We start from the raw sequence: 25,749 nt of genomic DNA on the forward strand, positions 1-25,749 counted from the left end.
GCCGGAACCTGAGCCGGAACCTGAGCCGGAACCTGAGCCGGAACCTGAGCCGGAACCTGAGCCGGAACCTGAGCCGGAACCTGAGCCGGAACCTGAGCCGGAACCTGAGCCGGAACCTGAGCCGGAACCTGAGCCGCTAACAACGGCTGACTCAGCCCCTGAACCAGTGCAAGAGCTATTACAACACCAGGACCCGAAACTTGAGCCCGAGGATAATAAGCCGTCTGATAAAGCAGCAGAACTCGAACATGTCTCTGACTCCAAACATGAGTTAGAAACACTTTCGGAACCAGACACAAATACCCTGGCACAGATCAAAAACCCGGCTACCATCAGCAGCGATAAAAAGGAGCCATCTGATTCCATGGCCCAAGCAAAAGACGAGACCAAAATTTCCGCACAAGAAACGGAGCGAAACGTGCAAGATCAACCCGCACAAGATGCACCGCAACAAGACCGAGCAAAGCTAGACCCCCTTAAGACGGGCAGAACAGCACAGTTGATGGCGGAAGATGCAGCAGACCTGCGGTCTCAAACCAGTCGCACGCAGAGTCAGCGAAAACCGAAAAAGAGCGCTGATGCCGATGTGGACCCGATACCTGACGCGCCCATTCCATCAACGACCGAGCGGGGGACCGAGCGGGGGACCGAGCGGGGGCCAACACCACCAAAGCAAATAGCGAAGCCGTCCAACAGCTTTGGCCGTTTTATCACGATCGTCATAGTGCTCATTGTTGTGATTGCCGGGTTATTTGGCACCATGCCCTGGTGGTACGGTCGCATGCCAATGCTGGTGCAAGGGTGGGTTCCCGAACAGCTACGGCCACCAAGCAGTCAAGTCTCAGCTTCGGTGACACAAGATATCATGGCGCTGCAACAGCGATTGGCGACGACAGAAACAGAGATCGCCGCACTGCGAAGAACGGTTCAATCCACCCCGACGACTGTGCCGCTAGACACCACTGCAACAGATTCGATTATAGCCGACCTGCAACAACGCCTCAGGAACATTGAGACGCGAGCTAACGTCAGGCCGACAGAAGCAGTCGGCGCAAACATCTCCGCCGAGTCTGTAACGGCATTGAGCAGCGCGGTTGCCAATCAAGCCCAGCAACTGGCGACAGTTACGGCCAGAATTGCAACTGTGGAAGCAGCCTTAGGAAATGCGACCGCGCTGGAAAACGTGTCAACACGCGTGGCAAGGCTGGAAGATCGCAGTGCTGATGCAGCGACGGTGCTAACTTTGGCCGCCAGAATCACACAGGTTGAAGCGGCGGCCAGCACCTTGGTCAATGAGCAATCCAGCGCGATTGGTCTCTTGCTTTCTGTGTCGCAATTGCAGGACGCCGTTTCTAACGGTCGCCCCTACGGATTAGAACTGGAAACCGTCAACGCCTTTGCAGCCAAAACCGAGCGGGTTGCGTTTGAAACGGCAGCGCTCAGCCAGCATCAGCAAAGCGGGGTTGCAACGCGGGCAGAAATAAAAGACCGCTTTGAGCGCATTGCACCAGCAGTTGTGCGCGCAGACCTGCTGCCCACAAACTCAGCCTCTTGGATTCAACGCGCGTTGGACCAAGTCTTGTCGTTGGTCAACGTCCGACGGCTGGAAGATGATGGAAGCGCGACCGTTGGTGCCGTTATAAACCGCATTCAAAGCGCGTTGGACGATGGAAATCTCTTAGCCGCAGTCGCGACAGCGGAGGAATTAAGCGGCCTATCGAGCGATACGCTGGCCCCATGGCTAAGGGATGCGCAAGCCCTGGTCGCCGCTGAGACGGCCCTTAATGACCTGACCACCAAAGCGATCGCGCACATGAATTCGGGACGAGACATTGCGACCCCCCGTGCGCAGACGGAAAACTAGACGATGGTAAAAGTTATCCTCTACGTCTTTGGACTCACCATTGCCGTCGCGATTGCTGTCTGGCTTGCAAACCAGCCAGGCAACGTCACATTGGACTGGTTGGGATGGCGTATTAACACCTCGGTTGCCGTTCTGTTTGTGATGATTATTGCTCTACTGATTATTGGGGCCTTTCTCATTCGCGCATGGAGTGTTTTAGTAGGCGCGGGAAGAGCATTCAAAGACTCGCGCAAAGATAAACGCCTCAACCGTGGTCTTGCGGCTTTAGCCGCAGGGTTTGCAGCGGTCAGAGGAGAGGATAAAGCCAGCGCCCAAAAAGCTGCTCGAGACGCTTCGGCGGCTTTAGGAGAACATCAAGCTGTGCGTCTTCTCGAAGAGCAAACAGCCTTGATGATCGGTGACTCCAATCGAGCCTCGTCGGAGGCGCGGGAATTATTGACCGACCCCATCACTGAACTTGCTGCGTTACGTGATCTTACAGAGACGGCAAAAGCTTCAGGGGATTTTGAGGGCGCTCTAAGCCAAGCACAGCGGGCTTTAAGCCGAAAAAACCCGCCGCGCTGGGCCGTTAAATCCGTGCTTGATCTTCAAATTGCGCTGGCGCGCTGGCAAGAAGCCGCGGCAACTGCAGAACGCAAAGACCTAGATAGCGTCTTCTCTATCGCAGATGTACCGCGTCTTAAGGCCGCCATTTACACCCACGCTTCTGCTGCGGCGCTTGCCAACCAAGACTTTAACTTGGCGATTAAGTTGGCGCGTCAGGCCCTGACCGCAGATGCTATCCATTCGCCCGCCGCTACCGTCCTTGCGCGCGCTCTGAATGCGACTGGCAAAGGTAAAAAAGCTGCGGCAGAACTCGAAAAGTCTTGGGCGCTTAGCCCACACCCTTCAATGCTTGCGGCATACATAGAATTAGCCCCCGGAGAATCGGCCCTGGCGCGGGCCAGCCGCGTTGAAGCTCTGGTTTCAGGCAACGCAGAGCACCCTGAAAGCCGTCTGGCTAAGGCTGAAAGCTCATTTAAGGCAGAGCTTTGGGGCCAGGCGCGCAGTCGACTTGAGCCGCTTTTAGATCAAACAACGTCTGCGCCTTATCGGTCACGTGCTGCAGCCCTCATGGCTCAGGTTGAGCTCGGCGAAAACGGTGACACAAAGGCCGCTACAAAATATTTGGTCTTAGCGCTTGAATCAAAACCCGGAAAAAACGACGTACAACCACCGGCCAGCGCAGCAGACCTTTTGTCGCCATCTTATTAACCAGGCTCTTAGCCTCTAGACATCATCGAGCGGGGCAACACGCTATCACTCAGAACGGGGTAGCGGCCACGCGGGCTAAACAATTGATAGTGCCACCACTCATTTCGAAAAAAGTCCCATCCTGCTGCTGTCATAAGGCCCAGCAGAACCGCACGGTTGCGTTGGGCTGTGACTGAAATATTCAAGCTGCCGTGATGTGACTTAAGCGTGAAGTCATCAAAAGGTGTGCCCATATCCAACTCCGTGCCGTTCTGGTCAACAAGCGTCAGATCTATGGCCGCGCCCATGGAGTGCGGTGACCCACGACGAGGGTCTGCTAAAAAATCTGGATCAGGCGTATGCTTCCATAAAAGCCACTGTGCTTCAGACGGGCGAAACGCATCGAATATTTTCAACCTCAGTCCAAGTGGCTTCGCCAAATCAATAGCGTTGGCCAAGAGTTCAGCCGCATCTGCGTGCAGATAGCAGCCCGCACGAGCATAGATTTCTCGGCCTGTGAAGTTTTTCGGCGTTGCGTAAGCGATATCAAGATCGACATCGAAGTGAGGGGGCGTGATTTCAACGAGCATGGGGCACTATTCTGTGGATTGGCGAATGGCACATATTACCCTATTTTCCCTCAACACATGACTTAGAGGAACGATCTATGCGGGTTTTAGCCTTTGATACGTCCATGTCAGCGTGTTCTGTTGCCGTCTGGCAAGACAACGAAGTGCTTTCAGAAACCACCAAGATGATGGTGCATGGGCAAGCTGAAGCGCTTCTGCCCGCGATTGAGCATGCCTTAAAGGTAAGCGCCATAACGTATGCCGACTTAGATCGGGTGGCCGTGACTATAGGTCCCGGTTCATTTACTGGCGTGCGGGTCGGTTTGGCGACCGCGCGCGGATTAGGGGCTGGCACAGGCATCCCTGTTATTGGCATCCGAACAACTGAGGTTATCGCAGCACAAGCCCGGCAAGGAACAAACAAAGCAATCGCTGTGGTGATTGATGCGCGGCGGGCAGAAGTTTACCTGCATTGTTTTCATAATAACGGCCAGCAAATTATGAGCCCGGCCTGCTTGCTCCCCGAAGATGCAGCGGCGCAGCTAGAGCGCGACAACTGGATGATCGCTGGTGACGCTGCAAAACTCGTTTCAAGCCACATGAAACAACATCACGACATCGCTGATGTAAAGAGTGTAAACGTTGTGACCCTGGCCGCCATGGCCGCAGATCGGGCAGCTCCAGAAGTCGGACCACGTCCAGTTTATATCCGACCACCAGACGCCGTTATACCTCGCAACGGCGGGCAACTCAGACCATGAGTAAGGCGGCCTTCCTGGCAAATGCCAGATTATGATCCCTCATTTAATCTCTATTGATTATAATCATGTTGAAGTGTTGGCCGCGCTTCACCACGACGCGTTTGACATGCCATGGCGAAAAGACTCTTTTGCCGATTTGTTGAAGCATCCTGGGACCTATGGGTGGATCGTCTGCGACAAAAACCCACTTGGGTTCATTCTCTGCCGCGGCGTTGCTGATGAATCTGAAATCCTCACCCTGGCCGTTGCAAAAACAAACCGGCACTTAGGCTTGGGCACATGCCTTCTGGCTGCGACGATAGACAGAGAACAGGCACAAGGATCGGCAGGTATGCATTTGGAAGTTGCTGCCGATAATACCGCCGCACGGGCACTCTACGAAAAAGCTGGGTTTCACATTTCAGGAAAACGCAAAGGGTATTACGCAAGAAACGGCGATGCAGTTGATGCTATTCTGATGTATAAATCATTTAATAGGGATTAGAAACTGACAACATTCAATAACTCAAGCCTTTATTGAAAAATGTTTTTTGATGTATGAAATCTAATATTTTTTATTTATTACAATAAAAGTAGAAAAATCACTTTTTTACTTATTGATCTATATATTTGGGACTTTTATACATCACTTTCTGAAAATCTATTGAAAGGCATAACCTCATAATGACAGCAACGCGCGCGTCAACAGATTCGGACGTTCTGGCTTGGACAAGTGAGATCGTAGCCGCTTACGTGGCCAATAACACCGTTGCACAAGATGACCTTGCAGGACTCATTAAGAACGTGCACGCAACTCTCGCAAGTATCGGCTCAAATATCGAAAACCCAGCCCTTCCAGAACCAGCTGTGAGTATAAAAAAGTCGATCACTCCAGATTACATCGTCTGCCTGGAAGATGGAAAAAAGCTCAAGATGCTCAAACGTCATCTCAATACAGCGTATGGAATGTCTCCTGAGGATTACCGGCAACGATGGGGGCTTGCGCCAGACTACCCAATGGTGGCCCCAAATTATGCTAAACATCGGTCATCATTGGCTAAGAAAATAGGTCTGGGCACGAATCCTGAGGCCAAAAAAGGAAAGGCTAGGAAATAACCTCGCAGAAAATCCGTAAATAACTGTCGAGCTTTTCTTTTCACCGAACAGCCTTGTGGTTAGACTGCACTTGGGCAACCGGTAAAGTAGCCTTGAAAGCGAATTGTCGATGCCTACTTACAAAGAGACCCTTAAACGCGCGCTCAAATTATGAACACTGAAACCTCAGCTATAGAACTTCGATGCGTCGAGCAGGGCATGAAAATGACCGAGCAGCGGCGTGTCATCGCGCGCATTTTATCCGCAGCCGACGACCATCCCGACGTTGAGGAGGTCCATCGCCGCTCCGCCGAAGAAGATTCAAGAATTAGCATTGCAACCGTCTATCGCACCATGCGCCTGTTTGAAGAAGCTGGCATAGTCGCCAGGCATGATTTTGGTGATGGGCGGGCGCGTTATGAAGAATCGCCATCCACTCATCATGATCACCTGATCGATATTAGATCAGGAGATGTCATTGAGTTTCGCAATGAAGAGATTGAGCGACTGCAAAAAGAAGTCGCTAAAAAGCATGGCTATAAATTGGTCAATCATCGCCTTGAACTTTATGCTGTGCCTGACGATACAACAGAAACGTCTTAGAGCTTACAAACTGGCTGACATCGAAAATGCCAGAGACACGAAACCGTCATATCTTCTGTCGAAAAACGTCACGCGACATAACTTAGTGTGTTCTGGTATATTACTTATTAGATAAGGTCTTCTTCATCCTGACCAGACGAGTACCAAATGGGCGTATTTAAGCCTGTCATCTCTGGAAACCAAATTATTCGATTGGCCGCGAGCCGTTCTGAAATCGAAGCCGCACAGCGTTTGCGATATCGCGTTTTCTATGAAGAAATGGGTGCCCACCCCATGCCAGAAATGGCAGCGCGTGGATCAGACTTCGATAGATTTGATGATGTATGCGACCACCTGATTGTTATTGATCGCAGCAATCCCCATGAGTCCAACGTCGTTGGTACATACCGGTTTATGCGACGGAGCCATGCAGATGCTGCAGGCGGATTTTATTCCGCCGATGAGTATGATTTATCTCCGCTGAGATCCAACGGTGGTGAAATTATGGAGTTGGGTCGCAGTTGCGTTGAGCCCTCATTTAGAACGCGGCACACCATGCAACTGCTTTGGCGCGGTATTGCCGAATATATTGTGACGCATGATATTGATCTGATGTTTGGTTGCGCGAGTTTTCCGGGGACAGATATATCAGCAATAGCGGAGCCCTTGTCTTATCTTTACCACAATCATCTTGCGCCTGATGACTTAAGGCCCAGAGCCGTTGAGAGACGCTATTGTTCTCTTAAGCAAACATCGGTTGATCTTATTGACCCTAAAAAAGCCCTTGCCCAGCTGCCGCCTTTGATAAAAGGCTATTTGCGTTTAGGGGCGTTTGTTGGTGATGGCGCAGTGATAGACCATCAATTCAACACGACAGATGTTTGCATCGTTGTGCAGACAGACCGGATCGCAGACAGATACGCGAACCACTACGCCCTCGACAGTCGCACCCAAGAGTCTGTGCTCAGGAAAGCTTCTTGACCGCTGCTGCGATTACGTTGCCAACCGCTGGGGGCGGAAAACTGCTCGCTATCTCAAGAATGATCGCTTTTGTACCTTGGACATTAGGAGCTCTGATCGCTCGCCTTATCGTCTGGCCCCTTGGCATACAAACCGCCCCACTGCGCGTCGCATACTATCGCGGATTGTGCAAAATTCTCGGAATTGAAGTTATTACCCACGGATTGCCACAAACCCAGCGGCCATTGCTGATCGCCAGCAATCACATCTCTTACCTCGATATCATCGCCTACGGTGCGGTCGCTGAACTAGAATTCGTTTCAAAAGCAGAAGTGGCACAGTGGCCTGTGATTGGCGGCTTGGCTAAATTGGCGGATACAGTGTTTATTGATCGGCGGCGGAGCAAGGCCCTTGCAGCGCGTCAAGACATGGCACACCGGCTAAAGGCAGATCGCATGTTATTGTTTTTTCCAGAGGCAACATCTGGTGACGGGAATAGGCCGCTGCCCTTTAAGAGCGCCTTATTTACCGTCGCTGACGCCATGAATGGCGAAAAAAAGGTTATGATTCAACCTTCTGCCATTGCCTACACACGCCTGAATGGCTTGCCAACAGGGGTCGGGTGGCGTTCGTTTTTCGCATGGTACGGCGACATGTCACTTTCCAGTCACGTTTGGCGCTTTTTGCAACTTGGCCGTACCACAATCGAGATCGCCTTTTTGCCCCCACTTTTAATGTCAGAAAATATGGATCGCAGGTCTATTGCCCAAACAACAGAATTGGCCGTTCGATCAGGTTTTGCACGGTTGGTGTCTGGACGGCCCCTTGCATAACAATAACTTCAGGCTTTGCCTTCCCAACGGCGAGGCGGTATAGAGCAGTTCTATGCCTGCTGACCAAACCCCCAACTTATCCGGCGCTCCGCTGCGACGCAAAAAGCTATTCATCAAGACTTATGGATGTCAGATGAATGTTTATGACTCTGCCCGTATGGTCGATGTGCTTGCACCACTCGGATACGAGCAAAGCGACACACCTGAAGGGGCAGATTTGGTTGTTCTCAACACCTGCCATATTCGAGAGAAAGCCGCTGAAAAGCTGTTTTCGGATTTAGGGCGCATAAGACCCTTTAAAACAGACCGGGAAGCTGGCAAAGACCCGATGTTGATCGCCGTTGCCGGATGCGTCGCACAAGCCGAAGGGAAGGCGCTGGTTAAACGTGCGCCTTATGTGGATATCGTTCTCGGGCCACAGACCACACATAGATTGCCAGAATTGATTGCCCGCGCTCATCGCAGCGCCGGGGCCGTGCTGGATACAGACTTCCCGGTGGATACCAAGTTTGACCATTTACCACCGCCACGCGCCGACGGACCTACAGCATTTTTATCGGTCCAAGAAGGCTGTGATAAATTCTGTACGTTCTGCGTTGTCCCGTACACCCGCGGTGCGGAATATTCACGTCCTGCAAATGCCGTGATGGAAGAGGCGCGTGGATTAGTCCGCGAGGGAGTTCGTGAAATCACCCTGCTGGGGCAGAACGTTAACGCTTATCATGGTGATATGGACAAAGGGACATGGTCACTGGCACGGCTGATTCGGGCTTTGGCAGAGATCGACGGCCTGGACCGGATTCGATATACGACATCTCATCCGCGCGATATGGATGATGATCTTATTGATGCACATGCAACGGTGCCTGCGCTTATGCCGTACCTTCATCTTCCTGTTCAGTCCGGGTCTAACAGCATTCTCAGCGCCATGAATCGTGGCCATACACGAGACGATTATTATCGTATTATTCAGCTCCTTCGCTCAGGACGGCCAGATCTTGCTTTGTCCTCTGATTTCATCGTTGGATTTCCTGGTGAGACTGATGCAGACTTCGCAGACACCATGACTTTGATCGAAGATATTCAATTCGCCCAGGCGTTTTCGTTTAAATACAGCAGCCGCCCTGGCACGCCGGCCGCCGAAAACGGAGATCAAGTGCCTGAAGACATAAAATCTGCGCGGCTTTCAGCCTTACAATCCTTAATTGCCCAGCAGCAAAAGACTTTTAACACAGCCTGTATTGGTCAAACACTACCCGTACTGCTAACCGGACCGGGTCGCCATGACGGTCAAATGATTGGCCGTAGCCCATACCTACAACCCATACATCTTGATGCCCCGGAAACATCTCAGGGTATGATCGTGATGGCAGAGATAGAAGCCTCAATTTCGAATAGTTTATCTGCGTCGATTGTTAAGTCCCCAACAGCGTTCTCATCTCAGTCTGAGACAACCAAGGTATCCGCGCATTGAAAGAGTCAAACGCAAGTGTGACATGTAAGTTCGACGACAATGGACTTATTCAACAACTGTACGGCCCGAACAATACATTCCTGGATCAAATAGAGAGTCGATTAGGCGTTACGCTTCACACCCGTGGCAATACGGTCACGATTGAAGGGCAAAGCAAAACCGCTGAAATGGCGCGCCAAGCCTTGGAAAGTCTGTACGGTCGACTTGAGGCGGGGCACGTTATTGACAAAGGAGACGTCGATGGTGCGGCACGTTTAGCAGAGGGGGGACAACCGTCTGCGGCAAACCAGGACGAATTGGCCATCCGCACCAGCAAACGACATGTGCGGCCTCGGTCATCAGGGCAAGCTGCCTTTTTTGACGCGCTACAAAAAAAAGAGATGGTCTTTGCCCTGGGTCCGGCGGGAACAGGAAAAACCTATATCGCCGTCGCCAAAGCCGTTGAAATGAAACTGGCCGGTCAAGTGGATAGAATCATCCTATCGCGACCAGCCGTAGAAGCCGGAGAAAGGCTCGGATTCCTTCCGGGCGACATGCGTGACAAAATTGATCCCTATCTGCGGCCCTTATACGACGCATTGTATGACATGATGCCAGGCGACTTGGTGGTAAAACTACTGGCATCCGGCGAGATTGAGGTTGCCCCTCTGGCTTTTATGCGGGGTCGAACATTATCAAACGCCTTCGTGATCTTAGATGAAGCGCAGAACACAACACCGGTTCAAATGAAAATGTTTTTGACCCGCATGGGGGAAAATTCACGCATCGTCGTGACCGGAGATGTAAGCCAGATCGACTTGCCGTTGGGCGTAAAGTCCGGACTAAAAGATTCTCTCGATATTCTTGAGGGTATTGATGAAATTGGCCGGGTAACCTTCTCTCACAAAGATGTTGTTCGACATGGCTTGGTGACCCGCATCGTCACCGCATATGACGCGCGTGACTCAAAGCTGAATGTTAAACCCCCAGAAAACGGCGGTGGAACATCTGTTGGAAACCGGGAGCGTAAATCGACGCCATGACAGCGGCAAGATTGCGAACTGTCGTGCGCATGGACACAGAACACTGGCGTTCTGGCATTCCCAAGGCCGAAATATTATGCCGTAAAGCGGCTCGCAGCGCCTGGTCTCGGGGACGCAAAGCCTTAGATCCCGGCCACATTCTGTTCAAACCTTTGACCAGTCCCGTTGAAGTCAGCATTCTGCTTAGCGATGACGATACGATTAAAGCGCTGAATAAAGAACATCTTGGCAAAGACAAACCAACCAACGTTTTGTCCTTTCCGGGCGACCTGGAAACCCCAGACCCTAGATCTGAAGTCCTCCTGGGAGATATTATTTTAGCTTGGCAAACCGTGTGCTCAGAGGCAAACAGAGACCACAAGAAAACAGACGCGCATATGATGCATTTGGTGATTCATGGCGTTCTTCATCTTTTGGGGTATGATCATGAGTGTGAGGATGACGCAACGATAATGGAACGTTTGGAAATAGAGTGCATGGCCCAGCTAGGCTTGCCTGATCCCTATACGACCAATAGCAAAAGCAATGACTGAGACAACACGATCAGAGATTGAGCGTAATGGCGACGATACACATACGCCATTTTTCCAACGGTTGCGCTCATGGCTGCCGCTAGGGACTTCAGATACGGGTTCGGTTAGAGACGTGATTGAGGAGCTGATCGAAGATCAGCCCGACACCGATGACGCCATTGACGAACACGAACGCGCCCTTCTCTCAAACGTCTTGAAGCAGCGCCACGCCACTGTAGAAAGAATCATGGTTCCACGGGCAGATATCGTCTCTGTGGAACTGGAAACACCTGTGGTTGATGTCGTCGCCCTGCTGGTTGAGCAGGGTCATTCGAGAGTCCCTGTTTACCGCGGATCATTGGATGAAGTAGTTGGTATGGTGCATATCAAAGACCTCGCCGGAGCGATTTTAGGAGAGAATTCCTCGGTTGAAGCGGCAGCGCACTTATCCAAGCCAATGCGGCGCGTTATTTTTGCAGCACCCAACGCCCGGGTGCTGGATTTGCTTTTAGAAATGCGCATGAAGCGCACCCATATGGCTATGGTGGTCGATGAATATGGTGGTATCGACGGGCTTGTTACAATTGAGGATTTGGTGGAGCAAATCGTCGGAGATATCGCTGATGAGCACGATGAGGATACAGATCTGGAATTGACAGATCGTGCCGACGGCACTGTGATCGCAGATGCACGTGTCACGTTGGCTGACTTTGTTGCGCGCTACGGGAATGTCTTCACCGACGAAGAAATGCATGAGTACGACACGCTAGGTGGACTTGTTTTTCGACTTGCTGGGCGTGTTCCCAGTCGGGGAGAGTTGGTCGCCCACGAAAATGGTGTTGAATTCGAAATAGCCGATGCTGACCCGCGTCGTATTCGCCGATTGAGGATACGCAACATCCCTTCCGTAGATTGAGTGAACGTGACTTTTTGGGCGGCGCCGCCTCTTCACCTGTTACAGACAGCCCACCCGGCGCTTAGAGCTGGGCTTGCGTGCGGCCTTGGAGCTCTTGCGACCTTAGCGATGCCGCCGTGGCATGTTTGGCCTGTGTTGTGGGTCTCACTTCCCCTGTTTCTTTTTTTAGTCCAAAGCGCCAAGACTTATCGTGGTGCCTTCCTCATCGGATGGGCGTTTGGGCTTGGCCATTTCACAACCGGCTTCGGATGGATTGGCAACGCCTTTTTTGTAGATGCAGAGACCTTTGCCGCGCTCGCCGTTCCCGCAATCGGAGCCCTTGCAGCGGGGTTTGCTCTGTACACAGGGATCGTCGCCCTCGTCACCAGAGTCGTGATTATTGGAACAACACAGACGAGTCGAGCATCAAGCCTTCTGCAAACAACATGTCGGCTGTGGGTTTTCGCAATCATCTGGACATTCATTGAATGGTGGCGTGGCTGGTTCCTAACCGGTTTTCCATGGAATCCAATTGGGAGCAGCTGGACGGACGTTTCAACTGTTCTTCAAAGCGTCAGCGTGATGGGTGTCTACGGGCTCTCTTTTGTGACAGTCCTGGCCGCTTCTGCCAGCCTGCTATCAGTACACAAAACGAGGCAAATGACGCGATTGCTCATCATCGCACTCTGCCATGCACCACTGATAGCCTCGGCAGTTTATGGTGCCGCCCGTCTTGACCAAACTAACGATACATCAGTCCCCGATGTCAGATTGAGATTGGTGCAACCCAATATCGCCCAAGCGGACAAGTGGCTTCCGGGTTTAAGAGAAAAACACCTATACGAACAAGTTCGGATGAGCACCGAAAATGCGGTCGGAATAACCCATGTTTTATGGGCCGAAACAGCCGTGCCGTTTCCTTTAAATCTTGCAGACAGCGCATTGCAAGTAACAGCCCAGGCAGCGCCACCCTCAGGTCTGGTTTTAACAGGGGCGCCGCGGATTGAAGGTCAGGGAACAACGCGCACAGCCTACAATAGTTTTTTTGCTGTTGAGCGCAGCGGTAAAATTGCTGCCGTTTACGACAAGTCTCACCTTGTACCATTTGGAGAGTACACGCCGCTTCAGAGCCTAATTCCTATTCCACAATTCACGGGGGGAATAGGATTCACTCCTGGCTTAGGTAAAGTGACCATAGCCTTGCCGGGATTGCCGGCATTTAGCCCTTTGATTTGTTACGAGATCGTGTTCCCTGGCGCCGTGACCAACCCAGAAAAGAGGCCAAAATGGCTCTTTAACCTGACCAACGATGCCTGGTTCGGTTCCTCAAGCGGACCTTATCAGCATATCGCAACCGCGCAGATGCGGGCTGTTGAAGAAGGTTTGCCGGTGGTGCGCGTTGCCAATACAGGGATCAGCGCTGTTATAGATGGATATGGTCGGATTCGCTCTAGCCTGCCTTTAGGGCAGAAGGGCGTGCTGGACAGTCCGCTACCAACAGATCTTGCGCCAACGCCATTTTCTCGGTTCGGGCACTATCCAACACTGATCATCATAATCCTGATTGGGTTCCTAGCCTTATTCATCTCTCGACATGATCTGCAAAAATACAAGGTTCATGTCGAACTCTAGACATTTCTGCGTGCCGGCACCCAAAAAGTTTTGAGTAAAAAGTAGTTTTCGTGCTATGCTTTTACAACGTTTAGTAGGTGATTTTAGACGTGTTGGCTGCAAAAGTGCTGAAAATGCTTAATTTTCGGCCTATTTTGGGCTTGAGCACTGGCAAACTTAGGGACTGAAACAAAGGACGTAATAATGGGTTTTGCAGAAAAACAAGATCTGGATGGACTTGGAGGCCGCTCATCGCGCGGTCGTATGCCCTCGGGAAAACCAAATCCTGTTGATGTTCACGTTGGCAGCCGCGTCCGCCTGAGACGAACATTGCTTGGTCTGAGCCAGGAGAAACTTGGAGAAGCGATTGGACTAACATTCCAGCAAGTCCAAAAGTATGAGCGTGGGGCCAATCGGGTCGGAGCCAGCCGGTTATGGGATTTAAGCCGTGTTCTAGACTGTCCTGTTTCTTATTTCTTTGAAGATATGGAAGACGACGTGCAGGCGGCAAGCCCACGCAATCTGACAGAGCGTACTGAAGAGCCTGAACAAAGAGACGCCGACCCCATGACCAAACGCGAAACCCTAGAGTTGGTGCGCGCCTATTACAAAATTACGGACCCACACGTGCGCCGCCGTATATATGAATTGGCCAAGTCATTGGCATCGGCCGAGGAGGCTTTTAACCTGGGCGACTAACAATAGTTCCGCCTGTCCAATTTTGCTAAAAGCCCTGTCACATCAGACAGGGCTTTTTTCATGTGCCCATCATATTTTCTAAAATGCGATAACAACGCAGCCACTTGCAAAACTTGAGGGGTTCCGGTACGTCCGGTCCACTTTTATCACGTCTTGAATTATCCAATTTTCGTTTAAGGAGCCTGTTTGTGTCTCTGTCTGAATATGTATTTACCAGCGAGTCCGTTTCCGAGGGCCATCCGGACAAAGTCAGTGATCGCGTTTCTGACGAAGTTGTTGATCTTTTTCTAGGCGCCGAACCCGAAGCCCGAGTTGCGGTGGAGACACTGTGCACGACCAACCTGATTGTTCTCGCTGGGGAGGTACGCGGCCCCGAGTCTGTTACCGCCGAAATGATGATTAACGCCGCGCGCGAGGCTGTAAAAGACATTGGCTACGAACAGGACGGCTTTCATTGGCAAGAGATGAAAGTGGAATGTCACGTTCACGCACAATCGGCCGACATTGCTGTGGGCGTGGACTCGGCTGGTAATAAGGATGAAGGCGCTGGAGACCAGGGCATTATGTTTGGCTTTGCGGTGACTGAAACGCCAGAACTCATGCCAGCGCCTATTCATTATTCGCATCAAATTTTAAAATCTCTCGCTGATGCGCGGCATTCAGGAGATGCACCGTTTCTAGGGCCTGATTCAAAGAGCCAGGTTAGTCTCCAGTATCGAGATGGCAAGCCCGTTGGCGCAACATCGGTCGTAGTTTCAACGCAGCATACTGAGGACGTTGACCAGGACACAATCCGGGATTTGGTTCGTACCCACGTGGAGCGTGTACTCCCTGAGGGTTGGATGTGCCCAGATGATGCGTTTTATGTGAATCCGACCGGTCGTTTTGTTATTGGTGGACCGGACGGGGATTGCGGCTTAACAGGACGCAAGATTATCGTTGATACCTACGGTGGTGCGGCCCCGCATGGCGGCGGCGCTTTTTCTGGAAAAGATCCCACCAAAGTTGATCGCTCAGCAGCATATGCCTCCAGATATCTGGCTAAAAACGTCGTTGGAGCAGGGCTAGCAGATCGCTGCACGATCCAATTATCCTACGCCATTGGTGTATCTAAGCCGTTATCGGTTTATGTTGACACCCAAGGCACTGGAAAAGTTGAAGAAGCAAAGCTGGCCGACGTTTTACAGGAACTGATGGATCTCAGCCCCCGTGGGATCCGCGAGCACCTTAAGTTGAACAAGCCAATCTATGCGCGCACAGCGGCCTATGGTCACTTTGGGCGCGAGCCTGATGGTGGCGGCGGGTTCTCGTGGGAACGTCTGGATTTGGTGGAAGCGCTCGAATCTGCGTTCGGTGTCTAGTTCACCACAAAATACACTTCAAAACCGGATTCAACTGTTTGGCAGACGAAAGGGCAAGGCGCTGCGGAATGCTCGCCGCGATCTCCTGGAGAAAGACCTGCCGCATCTGCGTATTGAGTTGAAAACGCTGGAGACAGGGACTGATCCTCGGGTCTTTTTTAATCCTCCCGTGGAGCGGGTTTGGCTTGAAATCGGCTTCGGCGGCGGCGAACACTTGATAGCGCAAGCGAGCGCGCATCCAGAGATCGGCTTTATAGGTGCAGAAGTTTTTGAAAATGGCATTGCATCACTATTGCAGCAGAGAATAGATGCCAAACTCGAAAACATTAGAATACTCGACAATGATGCGAGGGAATTCTTACCTTTGCTGCAAAACGCCAGCGTAGAGCGTGTTTTTCTACTCTATCCTGACCCCTGGCCGAAGACGCGCCATGCCAAACGCAGATTTGTTAACCGGCAAACCTTGGATGAACTTGCTCGCATTATGCCTTTGCAATCAGAGTTAAGGATTGCGACGGATCATCCCGTTTATGCACGGTGGTGCTTAAGACATATACCGACTCATCCAAATTTCCAGTGGCAAGTGAACCGAGCAAAAGATTGGCGATTCCCGCCAGGCGATGCCTTCTCGACGCGTTATGAACAAAAAGCAATCACGCAGGGCCGCACCCCAATGTATCTCACGTTTCGCCGCGTTATAGGCTAATGCCTTGCCAGAATGTGAGAATCCGACTATATGAACGGCACAACTTCACATGTCGAGTGACCTGAGGGGTGGGCCGGTGGCCCACTTTTTTTGTTTGTGGAATACCCATTCCCACGGCTTCAGGTTCCGATAAACAACGTCGCGAGCGATATGGAACGCCTGACCTGGCTCGAAGAAAAGATTGCACCGACCCTTGAAGCCATGGGCTTTGAGGTTGTCCGCGTTGCCGTAACCGGTGAAAGCGGACGTCGAGCACTACAGGTGATGGCAGACCGTGCCGATGGCAGTCTGATCAACATAGATGATTGCGCAGCCATAAGCGCCACTCTAAATGATGCCTTTGAAATCGAAGACCCATTAGAGGGCGCTTATAATTTGGAAGTCAGCTCAGCCGGTATTGATCGCCCATTAACACGGCCGAAAGACTTCGTAACTTACGTCGGCTTTGAAGCAAAAATACAAACACGACGCCCGATTGAAGGCCGTAAAAAATTTAAAGGTCTGCTGGAAGGTCTCAACCCATCGGATACAGTTGTCATCAAGATAGATGGTGAGCAAATAACGCTGCCACTATCCGAAATAGATCGCGCGCAGTTGGTTCTTACAGACGCGCTTATAGCCGCAACGGCGCACAGTAACTGAATAGAAATACGTACAAGGTGAGAAGTAAGTCATGTCCGATAGCATAGCGATGCCCCGCCCAGAACTGATTCAAGTCGCGGATACTGTTGCGCGCGACAAGTCGATTGAGCGTGAGGAAGTCTTCATGATTATGGAGCAGGCTTTGCAAAAAGCTGGCCGCTCAAAATATGGTCAAGAAAAAGATATTCGCGCATCCATTGACCGCAAAACCGGAGAGATTCGACTGGCCCGTTACCTGGAAGTAATGGCTGAAGAAGACGATGTTGAAGACGAGAACACCCAACTAACAATTGAACAGGCCAAACGAAAGAAAAAGGACGCAGAGGTCGGTGAGTTTCTGATTGACCCACTACCGCCAATCGATTTTGGCCGCATTTCATCACAAATGGCCAAACAAGTTATTGTTCAGCGTGTTCGGGAAGCGGAACGTGCGCGCCAGTTTGAAGAGTACAAAGATCGCGTCGGTGAAATTATTAACGGGCTCGTTAAACGTGTTGAGTTTGGGAACGTTGTCGTTGATTTGGGCCGAGCTGAAGGTTTGCTGCGTCGAGATGAGCTTATTCCACGCGAACACTTTAAGAATGGCGATCGCGTGCGCGCATACATCATTGATGTTCGTGAAGAACCGCGTGGACCACAAATCTTTTTATCCCGTACATGCCCCGAGTTCATGGCGATGCTGTTTGCTCAGGAAGTACCAGAAATATATGACGGCATTATCGAGATTAAGGCCGTTGCCCGGGATCCAGGTAGCCGCGCCAAAATTGCGGTTATTTCTAAAGATGCATCAATTGATCCTGTCGGCGCATGTGTTGGTATGCGCGGCAGTCGCGTCCAAGCGGTTGTCGCAGAGCTTCAGGGCGAAAAAATCGATATTATCCAATGGAATGAAGATCCAGCAACGTTTGTCGTGAACGGTTTAGCTCCAGCCGAGGTTAGCAAAGTGGTGCTAGACGAAGACTCTGGCCGGATTGAAGTTGTTGTTCCAGATGACCAATTGTCGTTGGCTATCGGCAGACGCGGTCAGAACGTTAGACTTGCCTCTCACCTTACAGGCTGGACGATTGACATACTGACAGAAGATGAAGAAAGCGCGCGCCGGCAAGAAGAGTTCCACAGCCGTAGTCAGGCATTCATTGACGGCTTAGATGTAGATGAAGTGATTGCTCATCTTCTCGTCACCGAAGGCTTTACGTCTTTGGAGGAAGTAGCTTTCGTCCCCGAAGATGAGCTGACAAGAATTGAAGGATTCGATGAAGACATTGCCACAGAACTCAAAGCGCGTGCCCAAGCGTTCATCGAAGAAGAAAATCAGAAAGTCATTACCAAACTGAACGATTTAGGTGTTGCAGAAGATTTACTCAATGCAGGTATCGAGGGTCTGGACACGGCGATGTTGGTAACCCTTGGCGAAGGGGGTGTTAAAACCAGGGACGATCTCGCTGATTTGGCCTCTGATGAACTCATCGAAATTCTTGGCGTGGGTTCTATGTCTATGGAAGATGCTAACACAATGATTATGGCCGCGAGAGCGCACTGGTTTGAGGATGAAGACACCGAAGCAGGTGAAGCAGAATCCCAAGACACAGAGTCTGCCGAGGATACCGAATAGACGTGACTTTTGACGCCACTTCATCGGACGAAAACGTCGTGAACTCAGACGAGCCTGACGACACCAACCAGGGAACAGCGTTTGACTCTGGGCCACTGCGGACGTGTTTTGCCAGCGGTGAGCAGCGCGCTAAGGCTGAGTTGCTGCGTTTTGTCGTTGGGCCCGATGAACAGATCGTATTTGATGTGGCGGGGCGCCTGCCGGGTCGGGGTTTGTGGTTAAGCCCAGAGCGAGATATGATAGAGAAGGCAACTTCTAAGCGTCTTTTCTCAAGGGCTGCCCGAAGATCAGTTCAAGTGCCGGATGGCTTGGTAAATCATGTTGCAACCAGTCTCAAGCGCCGTTGTCTTGATCGCCTCGGATTAGCACGCCGCGCTGGCTTGGTTGCGGTTGGATTTGAGAAAGTTCGTGCTCAGGCAGCCGCTGGTCAGACCGCGCTAATTCTGGAAGCAAGTGATGGCGCGGAAGGTGGGCGGCGAAAAGTGACAGGAATGGCGCCGGGCGCAGAGGTGATAGATGCCTTTACTGGCGCCGAGTTGGGACAGGCAGTTGGACGAGATCATGCCGTGCATGTTGGTCTATTGTCAGACAAATTAACGACCAGCCTAGCGGCAGAGTCAAAAAAATACTATGGCGTCGCCAACGTGGCAAAGCCACAGAAAGACGACTGAGAACTTAAGAAGATTTAGACTGAGGGGAGCATGGGCTCCCAAAACAGAATGGTACAAAACGGTATGGCCGACGAAGCAAAAAAACCTTTGAGCTTAGGACGTGGCAAGCTCGAATTGAAAAAGACGGTAGAGACTGGACAGGTCCGCCAGAGCTTTTCGCATGGCCGGACGAAAGTCGTTCAAGTCGAGCGCAAACGCAAACGCCAATTCGAGATGGGCGCTGACGGCAAAGTACAGGAAGTTAAATCTCAAGCGCCTGGAACACTAAAAAAGCCAAGCGCTGAAAAAGCTGCTGATGCGGTTCAACGCAAACTGAGCGCAGAAGAAACAGCGCACCGCTTGAAGGTGCTGCAAGATGCAAAGCGCGCAGAAGAAGAAGACCGTAAGCTCGAAGAAGAGCGCCTTGCAAAGGCTGAGCTTCAACGTGAGAACGAAGCAAAAACCGAAGTCGACGCTGAGCCTGCTGAAGAGCAAGCTGTAGAAGAGGAGCCTGCTATTGAGAGCGCTCCAGATCCGGTCGTAGACGTCCCGATTGAACCCGTTGCACCCCTTGAGCCAGAAAAAGCTGCGGTAGCCAATCGCAGACCTGCCATAGCTGACAAAGATGAAGAGTCAGAAAATAAAAAGGCAAAGACCGGGCACAAGGCTCCAGCTAAAAAGAGTGCAGAGCAACGGCGCCGGTCTGGCAAGCTGACAATCTCGGCCGCGCTTGAGGGTGACGATCAAATTGAGCGGGGACGTTCAATGGCAGCATTGCGCCGCGCTCAAGAAAAAGAGCGCCGCAAACAAATGCAGCAGCAAAAAACGGCGATGCCGTCAGAAAAGATTGTGCGTGAAGTCACTGTTCCGGAGAGCATTACGGTTCAGGAACTCTCTAACCGTATGGCGGAGCGGTCTGCTAATGTGGTTAAGACCCTGATGAAACTAGGAATTATGGCGACGATCAATGAAGTGATTGATGCCGATACAGCAGAACTGGTTGCCCAGGAATTTGGGCACACGATTAGACGCGTTTCCGAAGATGATGTGCTCACGGGCCTAAGTGACGATTTTTATGATGAAGACGCAACAGAAGACCGCCCGGCCGTTATAACCGTGATGGGACACGTTGATCACGGTAAAACATCATTGTTGGACGCGTTGCGCAAAGCAGATGTTGTTTCTGGCGAAGCCGGCGGAATCACCCAGCATATTGGCGCTTATCAAGTGCGCATAGACGGCAATAAAAAACTCACGTTTTTAGACACACCGGGTCATGAAGCGTTTACAGCTATGAGGTCTCGTGGCGCTCAGGCAACCGATATTGTTGTGCTTGTTGTTGCAGCCGACGATGGAATCATGCCGCAAACGATTGAGGCTATTAAGCACGCCAAGGCTGCTGAAGTGCCCATTATTGTTGCTATCAATAAGATGGATAAAGAAGGGGCCAACCCCGACAAAGTGCGTCAAGAACTGCTGAACCACGAAGTTGTTGTTGAAGAAATGGGCGGCGAAACTCTGACTGTCGAAGTTTCAGCAACACAAAAGCTAAATCTCGATAAGTTGCTTGAAACAATACAGCTACAAGCAGAGCTTCTTGACCTTAAGGCGAACCCTAATCGTGCCGCTGAAGGCGTTGTTGTTGAAGCAAAGATGGAAAAAGGCAAAGGATCTGTTGCAACCATTTTGGTTCAAAAAGGGACACTTCAGGTGGGTGACATCTTTGTCGCCGGTGCAGAATGGGGCCGGGTACGCGCCCTGGTTAATGATCAAGGAAAACAAATTAAATCGGCATTACCATCTGCCCCTGTTGAAGTTTTAGGCTTTAATGGAACGCCACAGGCTGGCGACGACTTTATCGTCGTTGATGGGGAAGCGCGGGCTAGAGAAGTTGCCGATTTCCGAGCCCGCAAGAAACGTGACAACTTGACGGCCGGCAGCGGCAGCACAATGGAACAAATGTTTGCTTTGATTCAAGCTGGTGAAAGCGAAGATTTACCTGTTGTTATTAAAGCCGACGTGCAAGGTTCTGTTGAAGCCTTGACTGGCACGCTGGAAAAAATTGGCACAGATAACGCTCACGTCAAAGTCATTCATGGTGCTGTCGGACCCATTAACGAGTCTGACATTACCCTCGCCGTAGCATCTAAGGCTGTCATTATTGGGTTTAATGTACGCGCCAATACGCAAGCACGAGAGCTGGCTAAACGCGATAACGTCGATGTCCGGTATTACTCGATCATCTACAACGTTGCCGATGACATTAAGAGCGTTCTCTCTGGGCGATTGTCACCTAAGTATCGCGAGAACTTCTTGGGATATGCAGATATTCGAGAAGTCTTTGCCGTCTCGAAAGTTGGTAAGGTTGCAGGTTGCTTGGTCACAGAAGGCACGATCAAACGCGGATGCAAAGTGCGGCTCTTGCGTGACGACGTCGTTATTCATGAAGGCGATCTATCGCAACTCAAGCGCTTTAAGGATGATGTGAAGGAAGTCCGCGAAGGGACTGAGTGCGGCGCAGCTTTTGCCAACTATCAAGACATCCAGGTTAATGACCGGATTGAGTGCTTTGAGCTTGAACAAGTCGAAATTGAATTATAGTTCACGGTCGGCATTTTACGCTGGTCACTAGGAATTCAAATGGCAAAGAACAAGGCGAGTCCGCGAAGTCAGCGGCAATTGCGCGTTGGAGAAGCCCTGCGTCATGCGCTGGCACAGGTCATTGAAAGGGAAACTTTTCGGGACCCTGATCTCCTTGATGTCACTTTGACTGTGACAGAGGTCGAGGCAAGTCCAGACTTAAAACACGCCACAGTTTACGTGATGCGTTTAGGCGGCGGAGACATGACTCCCGTGCTGCAGGGACTGGCGCGGGTAAAATCGTTTCTTCGGCGAGAAATTGCCCATCGCGTACCTTTACGCCATGTTCCCGAGCTTCATTTCGCAACGGACAGTACTTTTGATACAGCACAGCACATTGAAGATTTATTGCATCGACCTGACGTCGCACGCGATCTCAAAGCTCTAGACAATCCTGACGACTCGCTCGCCGAAGAGAATGGACCGGTAGACTCTCAAAGTGGCACGTAAACAACGGGGACAGCCCATATCCGGCTGGTTAGCCCTGGACAAACCCCTTGGCCTGACGTCGACCCAGGCCTTGGGTAAGGCAAGGCGCTTCTTGGACGCGTCTAAAGCTGGTCACGGTGGCACGCTTGATCCTTTAGCAACAGGCATTTTGCCGATCGCCTTTGGCGAAGCGACAAAAACCGTCTCTTTTGCTATGGAGTCGTCCAAAACGTATCGATTCGAAGTAAAATGGGGAGAAACAACGGCCACAGATGACCGTGAAGGGGATGTTATAGCTAGGTCTGAAAATCGCCCTACCCCTTCAGACATTGAGAATTTACTTCCTAGCTTTTGCGGTAAAATCCTTCAGATTCCGCCAAAATACTCAGCCATTAAAGTTTTTGGACAACGCGCGTACGACTTAGCGCGCGCAGATCAAGACGTTGATCTTGAACCCCGAACCGTAAATATCGACCGATTTGTGCGGCTAGAACTGGGTTTGCCCCCTGATCATGATGTTTTCGAGGTCGACTGCGGCAAAGGCACCTATGTTCGGGCGCTTGCAAGAGACTTGGCCGTCGCGCTTGGAACCTGTGGGCATGTCTCTCAACTGCGACGCACCCGCTGTGGGCCATTTGATGAAAAAGTCGCGATTTCCCTGGATAAACTGGAGTCTTTAGGGCATAAAGCCGCCGGCTCTGGGGTCCTTCTCCCCGTTGCGACCGTGCTGGACGACATCCCGGCATTGGCCCTGACGGACGAAGAGGCCCGCCGTATGCGCCACGGACAATCTATTTCACTTTTTTCCGTGGCCAACCGCTCCCCTATAAGCGGATTAACGCCGGGCGCAACCGTTCAGGCGGTTTGTGGGGAAAGGTTGATTGCGGTGGCCACCGTTGCGGACGGGCTCTTAAAGCCTGTTCGTGTTTTTAACACCTGACGTGATTTAAGGAGTACACGATGTCGATTACAGCAGGCCGTAAGCAAGAGCTTATAAAAGAATATGCCACAAAAGACGGAGACACCGGTTCACCGGAAGTACAAGTCGCAATCTTAAGTGAACGCATTAAGAACCTAACAGACCATTTGAAAACGCACGCTAAAGACAACCATTCGCGGCGTGGCCTTCTCATGATGGTGGGACAGCGTCGCCGGATGCTGGACTATGTAAAAAAGAAATCTCAGAAGCGTTATGAAACGCTGATTGGAAGCCTGGGTCTCAGGCGTTAATCGGTTGCGATCTCGCGTACCGAACTCTCAAATGAACTGGCCTACCATAGTCGGAGATAACAGCGGCCGAACCCGGATGAGCCGGGTAAGGTTGACGCTGATTGCCGGCGCGCAGCGGAAGGTCAATTTTATCAATTACACATACCGCTGCCTGTAGGGGGCTGATGACAGCGTGCTGATAGAGCAAAGCTGTTTGCACACTTTGGTGCCAGCCCGGAGAAAAGGAATTATTTTATGTCCATGTTTACAACATACCGCAAAGAGATTGATTGGGGTGGACGCAAACTCGTTTTAGAAACTGGAAAAATTGCGCGACAAGCCAACGGGGCAGTCATCGCAACTTACGGAGAAACATCAGTCCTGTGTACAGCGGTCGGCCAGCGCTCACCTAAACCTGGTGTTGATTTTTTCCCGCTCACAGTGAACTACCAAGAGAAAACATACGCCGCCGGTAAAATACCTGGCGGCTTCTTCAAGCGCGAAGGTCGGCCAACAGAGAAAGAAACTCTTGTCTCTCGTTTGATTGACCGTCCGCTACGTCCGTTGTTCCATGAAAGCTACCGCAATGAAACACAGGTGATTTGTACGGTTCTCTCCCATGACCTAGAGAATGACCCGGACGTTATTGCCATGATCGGCGCCTCAGCCGCCCTTACAATTTCAGGCATCCCGTTCCTTGGCCCGATTGGCGCGGCTCGTGTTGGATACAAAGATGGGAACTATGTACTGAACCCCCTGATGGGTGACGTTGCTGACTCTGATCTAGATCTTGTGCTCGCGGGAACACGCGAAGGCGTTCTGATGGTCGAAAGCCAGGCGAATGAACTGTCAGAAGAAATCATGCTTGGGGCCGTGAATTACGGGCATGAGCAGATGCAAACGATCATCGACGGCATTATTGGCTTGGCTGAAATGTGTGCCAAGGAGCCGTTTGATATCGCAGAACCACCAGCTGAAATTTCGATCGTCAAAGAAAAATTTGCAGCCTTCGCTGGTGACATCGAAGCAGCCTATCAACTGCAGATCAAACAAGATCGGCAGGAAGCGCTGTCAGTGGCTAAAAGCAAAGCCATTGAAAGCTTAGGCGACAATGACGCCGAACTGGCTGTTGCCGGAAAAGTGTTCAAATCCATGGAACAGGATATTGTTCGTGGTAGCATTCTAAAGACTGGCAAGCGCATTGATGGCCGCACAACCGTAGACGTTCGGCAAATTGAATCAGAAGTCGGCGTACTGCGCCGTGCTCACGGCTCAGCGTTATTCACCCGTGGTGAAACCCAGGCCCTTGTAACCGCAACGCTCGGCACCGGTCGGGACGAACAAATCATTGATGCCCTTGAAGGTGAATTCCGCGAAAACTTCATGCTGCATTACAACTTTCCTCCTTACTCAGTTGGTGAAACTGGACGTATGGGTGGCACGGGTCGTCGTGAAGTTGGTCACGGCAAACTGGCATGGCGCGCTATTCGTCCGTTGCTGCCTTCAAAAGAAGATTTTCCTTACACCTTGCGGGTTGTGTCTGAAATTACAGAATCCAACGGATCCTCTTCGATGGCTACAGTCTGCGGCACATCCCTTGCTTTGATGGACGCCGGTGTCCCATTGGGTCGTCCCGTTGCCGGTATCGCAATGGGTTTGATCAAAGAAGGTGAAGACTTTGCTGTTCTGTCTGACATCTTGGGTGATGAAGATCATCTTGGCGACATGGACTTTAAGGTCGCTGGTACCGATCAGGGCATCACATCCTTGCAAATGGACATCAAAATCACTTCCATCACTAAAGACATTATGGAAATTGCTCTGAACCAAGCAAAAGGTGGGCGTCTTCACATTTTGGGCGAGATGAGCAACGCTATCACCTCATCCCGCGAGCAAGTCTCCGGTCATGCGCCACGCATAACCACTTTGTCAGTTCCTAAAGATAAAATTCGCGACATTATTGGCACTGGCGGCAAAGTCATTCGTGAAATCCAAGAAGAAACCGGTTGTAAAATCGATATTGATGACGACGGCACTGTTAAAGTCGCATCTGCTGATCAAGCAGCCACGGATGATGCCGTTGCGCGTATTCGTGACATCATTGCCGAAGCTGAAGTTGGGACGATCTATACTGGTAAGGTTGTGAAGCTTATGGACTTTGGAGCCTTCGTAAACTTCCTCGGTAAACGCGATGGTCTGGTTCATATTTCAGAACTTGCCCCACAGCGTGTTGAAAAAGTCTCAGACATTGTCAGCGAAGGTGACACGGTTAAAGTGAAGTGCTTAGCCGTCGATGATCGCGGCAAGGTCAAGTTGTCAATGAAACGCGTCGACCAAGAAACCGGCGAAGATATAGATGGTAAGGCAAAAGAAGAAGGCACACCTGCCGCAGAGGGTTAAACTTTAGAGAG

25 protein-coding genes are annotated in these 25,749 nt (G+C 51.3%); 24 read left to right on the forward strand and 1 reads right to left on the reverse strand.

Features of this window, described 5'->3' with window-relative positions; genetic code table 11:
• Positions 1-1,864: mitofilin family membrane protein (locus RIC29_10220; protein ID MEQ8735287.1), on the forward strand; the 1,864-nt coding region annotated here is incomplete at its 5' end.
• 3 nt (positions 1,865-1,867) lie between these two features.
• The gene (locus RIC29_10225; GenBank protein MEQ8735288.1) at positions 1,868-3,118 is read left to right on the forward strand and encodes a heme biosynthesis HemY N-terminal domain-containing protein; all 1,251 of its coding nucleotides are present in this window, start codon (positions 1,868-1,870) and stop codon (positions 3,116-3,118) included.
• A gap of 8 nt (positions 3,119-3,126) precedes the next feature.
• On the opposite strand, the gene ddpX is transcribed toward RIC29_10225, so the two are convergent.
• Complete coding sequence (gene ddpX / locus RIC29_10230; protein ID MEQ8735289.1) at positions 3,127-3,687, reverse strand: D-alanyl-D-alanine dipeptidase; 561 nt, start codon at positions 3,685-3,687, stop codon at positions 3,127-3,129.
• Between the two features lie 77 nt (positions 3,688-3,764).
• Here ddpX and tsaB point away from each other — a divergent pair, with 77 nt between their 5' ends.
• The 22 genes from tsaB to pnp all read left to right on the forward strand — a co-directional run bounded on the left by tsaB (position 3,765) and on the right by pnp (position 25,738).
• Positions 3,765-4,427, forward strand: coding sequence for a tRNA (adenosine(37)-N6)-threonylcarbamoyltransferase complex dimerization subunit type 1 TsaB (gene tsaB, locus RIC29_10235; protein ID MEQ8735290.1), 663 nt, complete (start codon positions 3,765-3,767; stop codon positions 4,425-4,427).
• A gap of 31 nt (positions 4,428-4,458) precedes the next feature.
• Positions 4,459-4,911, forward strand: coding sequence for a ribosomal protein S18-alanine N-acetyltransferase (gene rimI / locus RIC29_10240; GenBank protein ID MEQ8735291.1), 453 nt, complete (start codon positions 4,459-4,461; stop codon positions 4,909-4,911).
• Positions 4,912-5,090: 179 nt separating this feature from the next.
• A complete protein-coding gene (locus RIC29_10245; GenBank protein MEQ8735292.1) occupies positions 5,091-5,522 on the forward strand; it encodes a MucR family transcriptional regulator in 432 nt (143 codons plus the stop codon).
• 150 nt (positions 5,523-5,672) lie between these two features.
• Positions 5,673-6,104 carry a Fur family transcriptional regulator gene (locus RIC29_10250; GenBank protein MEQ8735293.1) on the forward strand — a complete coding sequence of 144 codons (432 nt, stop codon included), beginning with the start codon at positions 5,673-5,675 and terminating at the stop codon, positions 6,102-6,104.
• A 147-nt stretch (positions 6,105-6,251) separates the two neighbouring features.
• A complete protein-coding gene (locus RIC29_10255; protein ID MEQ8735294.1) occupies positions 6,252-7,064 on the forward strand; it encodes a GNAT family N-acyltransferase in 813 nt (270 codons plus the stop codon).
• Entirely contained in the window at positions 7,061-7,876 is an 816-nt protein-coding gene (locus tag RIC29_10260; protein MEQ8735295.1) for a lysophospholipid acyltransferase family protein, read from the forward strand. The genes RIC29_10255 and RIC29_10260 overlap by 4 nt, the downstream gene beginning before the upstream one ends.
• Before the next feature lie 52 nt (positions 7,877-7,928).
• Entirely contained in the window at positions 7,929-9,350 is a 1,422-nt protein-coding gene (gene miaB, locus RIC29_10265; protein ID MEQ8735296.1) for a tRNA (N6-isopentenyl adenosine(37)-C2)-methylthiotransferase MiaB, read from the forward strand.
• 17 nt (positions 9,351-9,367) lie between these two features.
• Positions 9,368-10,372: a PhoH family protein gene (locus RIC29_10270; protein MEQ8735297.1), complete on the forward strand. Its 1,005-nt coding sequence runs from the start codon at positions 9,368-9,370 to the stop codon at positions 10,370-10,372.
• Positions 10,369-10,905 (forward strand): rRNA maturation RNase YbeY, encoded by a 537-nt coding sequence (gene ybeY, locus RIC29_10275; protein ID MEQ8735298.1) that lies wholly within the window; start codon positions 10,369-10,371, stop codon positions 10,903-10,905. Before RIC29_10270 ends, ybeY begins: the two co-directional genes overlap by 4 nt.
• A complete protein-coding gene (locus RIC29_10280) occupies positions 10,898-11,800 on the forward strand; it encodes a hemolysin family protein (GenBank protein ID MEQ8735299.1) in 903 nt (300 codons plus the stop codon). The genes ybeY and RIC29_10280 overlap by 8 nt, the downstream gene beginning before the upstream one ends.
• 6 nt (positions 11,801-11,806) lie before the next feature.
• Positions 11,807-13,411, forward strand: coding sequence for an apolipoprotein N-acyltransferase (gene lnt, locus RIC29_10285; protein MEQ8735300.1), 1,605 nt, complete (start codon positions 11,807-11,809; stop codon positions 13,409-13,411).
• 243 nt (positions 13,412-13,654) lie between these two features.
• Positions 13,655-14,089, forward strand: coding sequence for a helix-turn-helix transcriptional regulator (locus tag RIC29_10290; GenBank protein MEQ8735301.1), 435 nt, complete (start codon positions 13,655-13,657; stop codon positions 14,087-14,089).
• A gap of 188 nt (positions 14,090-14,277) precedes the next feature.
• Positions 14,278-15,450 carry a methionine adenosyltransferase gene (metK, locus tag RIC29_10295; GenBank protein MEQ8735302.1) on the forward strand — a complete coding sequence of 391 codons (1,173 nt, stop codon included), beginning with the start codon at positions 14,278-14,280 and terminating at the stop codon, positions 15,448-15,450.
• On the forward strand, positions 15,380-16,156 hold the full coding sequence (gene trmB, locus RIC29_10300) for a tRNA (guanosine(46)-N7)-methyltransferase TrmB (GenBank protein MEQ8735303.1): 777 nt from the start codon (positions 15,380-15,382) through the stop codon (positions 16,154-16,156). Before metK ends, trmB begins: the two co-directional genes overlap by 71 nt.
• A 150-nt stretch (positions 16,157-16,306) precedes the next feature.
• Positions 16,307-16,798 (forward strand): ribosome maturation factor RimP, encoded by a 492-nt coding sequence (gene rimP, locus RIC29_10305; protein ID MEQ8735304.1) that lies wholly within the window; start codon positions 16,307-16,309, stop codon positions 16,796-16,798.
• 31 nt (positions 16,799-16,829) lie between these two features.
• Complete coding sequence (gene nusA, locus RIC29_10310; GenBank protein ID MEQ8735305.1) at positions 16,830-18,410, forward strand: transcription termination factor NusA; 1,581 nt, start codon at positions 16,830-16,832, stop codon at positions 18,408-18,410.
• Between the two features lie 2 nt (positions 18,411-18,412).
• Positions 18,413-19,081 (forward strand): RNA-binding protein, encoded by a 669-nt coding sequence (locus RIC29_10315; GenBank protein ID MEQ8735306.1) that lies wholly within the window; start codon positions 18,413-18,415, stop codon positions 19,079-19,081.
• Between the two features lie 63 nt (positions 19,082-19,144).
• Positions 19,145-21,661 (forward strand): translation initiation factor IF-2, encoded by a 2,517-nt coding sequence (gene infB, locus RIC29_10320; protein ID MEQ8735307.1) that lies wholly within the window; start codon positions 19,145-19,147, stop codon positions 21,659-21,661.
• Between the two features lie 39 nt (positions 21,662-21,700).
• On the forward strand, positions 21,701-22,150 hold the full coding sequence (gene rbfA, locus RIC29_10325) for a 30S ribosome-binding factor RbfA (GenBank protein MEQ8735308.1): 450 nt from the start codon (positions 21,701-21,703) through the stop codon (positions 22,148-22,150).
• Positions 22,140-23,069, forward strand: a complete 930-nt coding sequence (gene truB / locus RIC29_10330; protein MEQ8735309.1) for a tRNA pseudouridine(55) synthase TruB — start codon at positions 22,140-22,142, stop codon at positions 23,067-23,069. The genes rbfA and truB overlap by 11 nt, the downstream gene beginning before the upstream one ends.
• A gap of 20 nt (positions 23,070-23,089) precedes the next feature.
• Complete coding sequence (rpsO, locus tag RIC29_10335) at positions 23,090-23,359, forward strand: 30S ribosomal protein S15 (protein ID MEQ8735310.1); 270 nt, start codon at positions 23,090-23,092, stop codon at positions 23,357-23,359.
• A 234-nt stretch (positions 23,360-23,593) separates the two neighbouring features.
• Positions 23,594-25,738 carry a polyribonucleotide nucleotidyltransferase gene (gene pnp / locus RIC29_10340; protein MEQ8735311.1) on the forward strand — a complete coding sequence of 715 codons (2,145 nt, stop codon included), beginning with the start codon at positions 23,594-23,596 and terminating at the stop codon, positions 25,736-25,738.
• Positions 25,739-25,749: the final 11 nt, after the last annotated feature.

It is taken from the genome of Rhodospirillaceae bacterium (genome assembly GCA_040219235.1).
In the GTDB taxonomy this organism is placed as follows: Bacteria; Pseudomonadota; Alphaproteobacteria; order Rhodospirillales; family Rhodospirillaceae; genus WLXB01.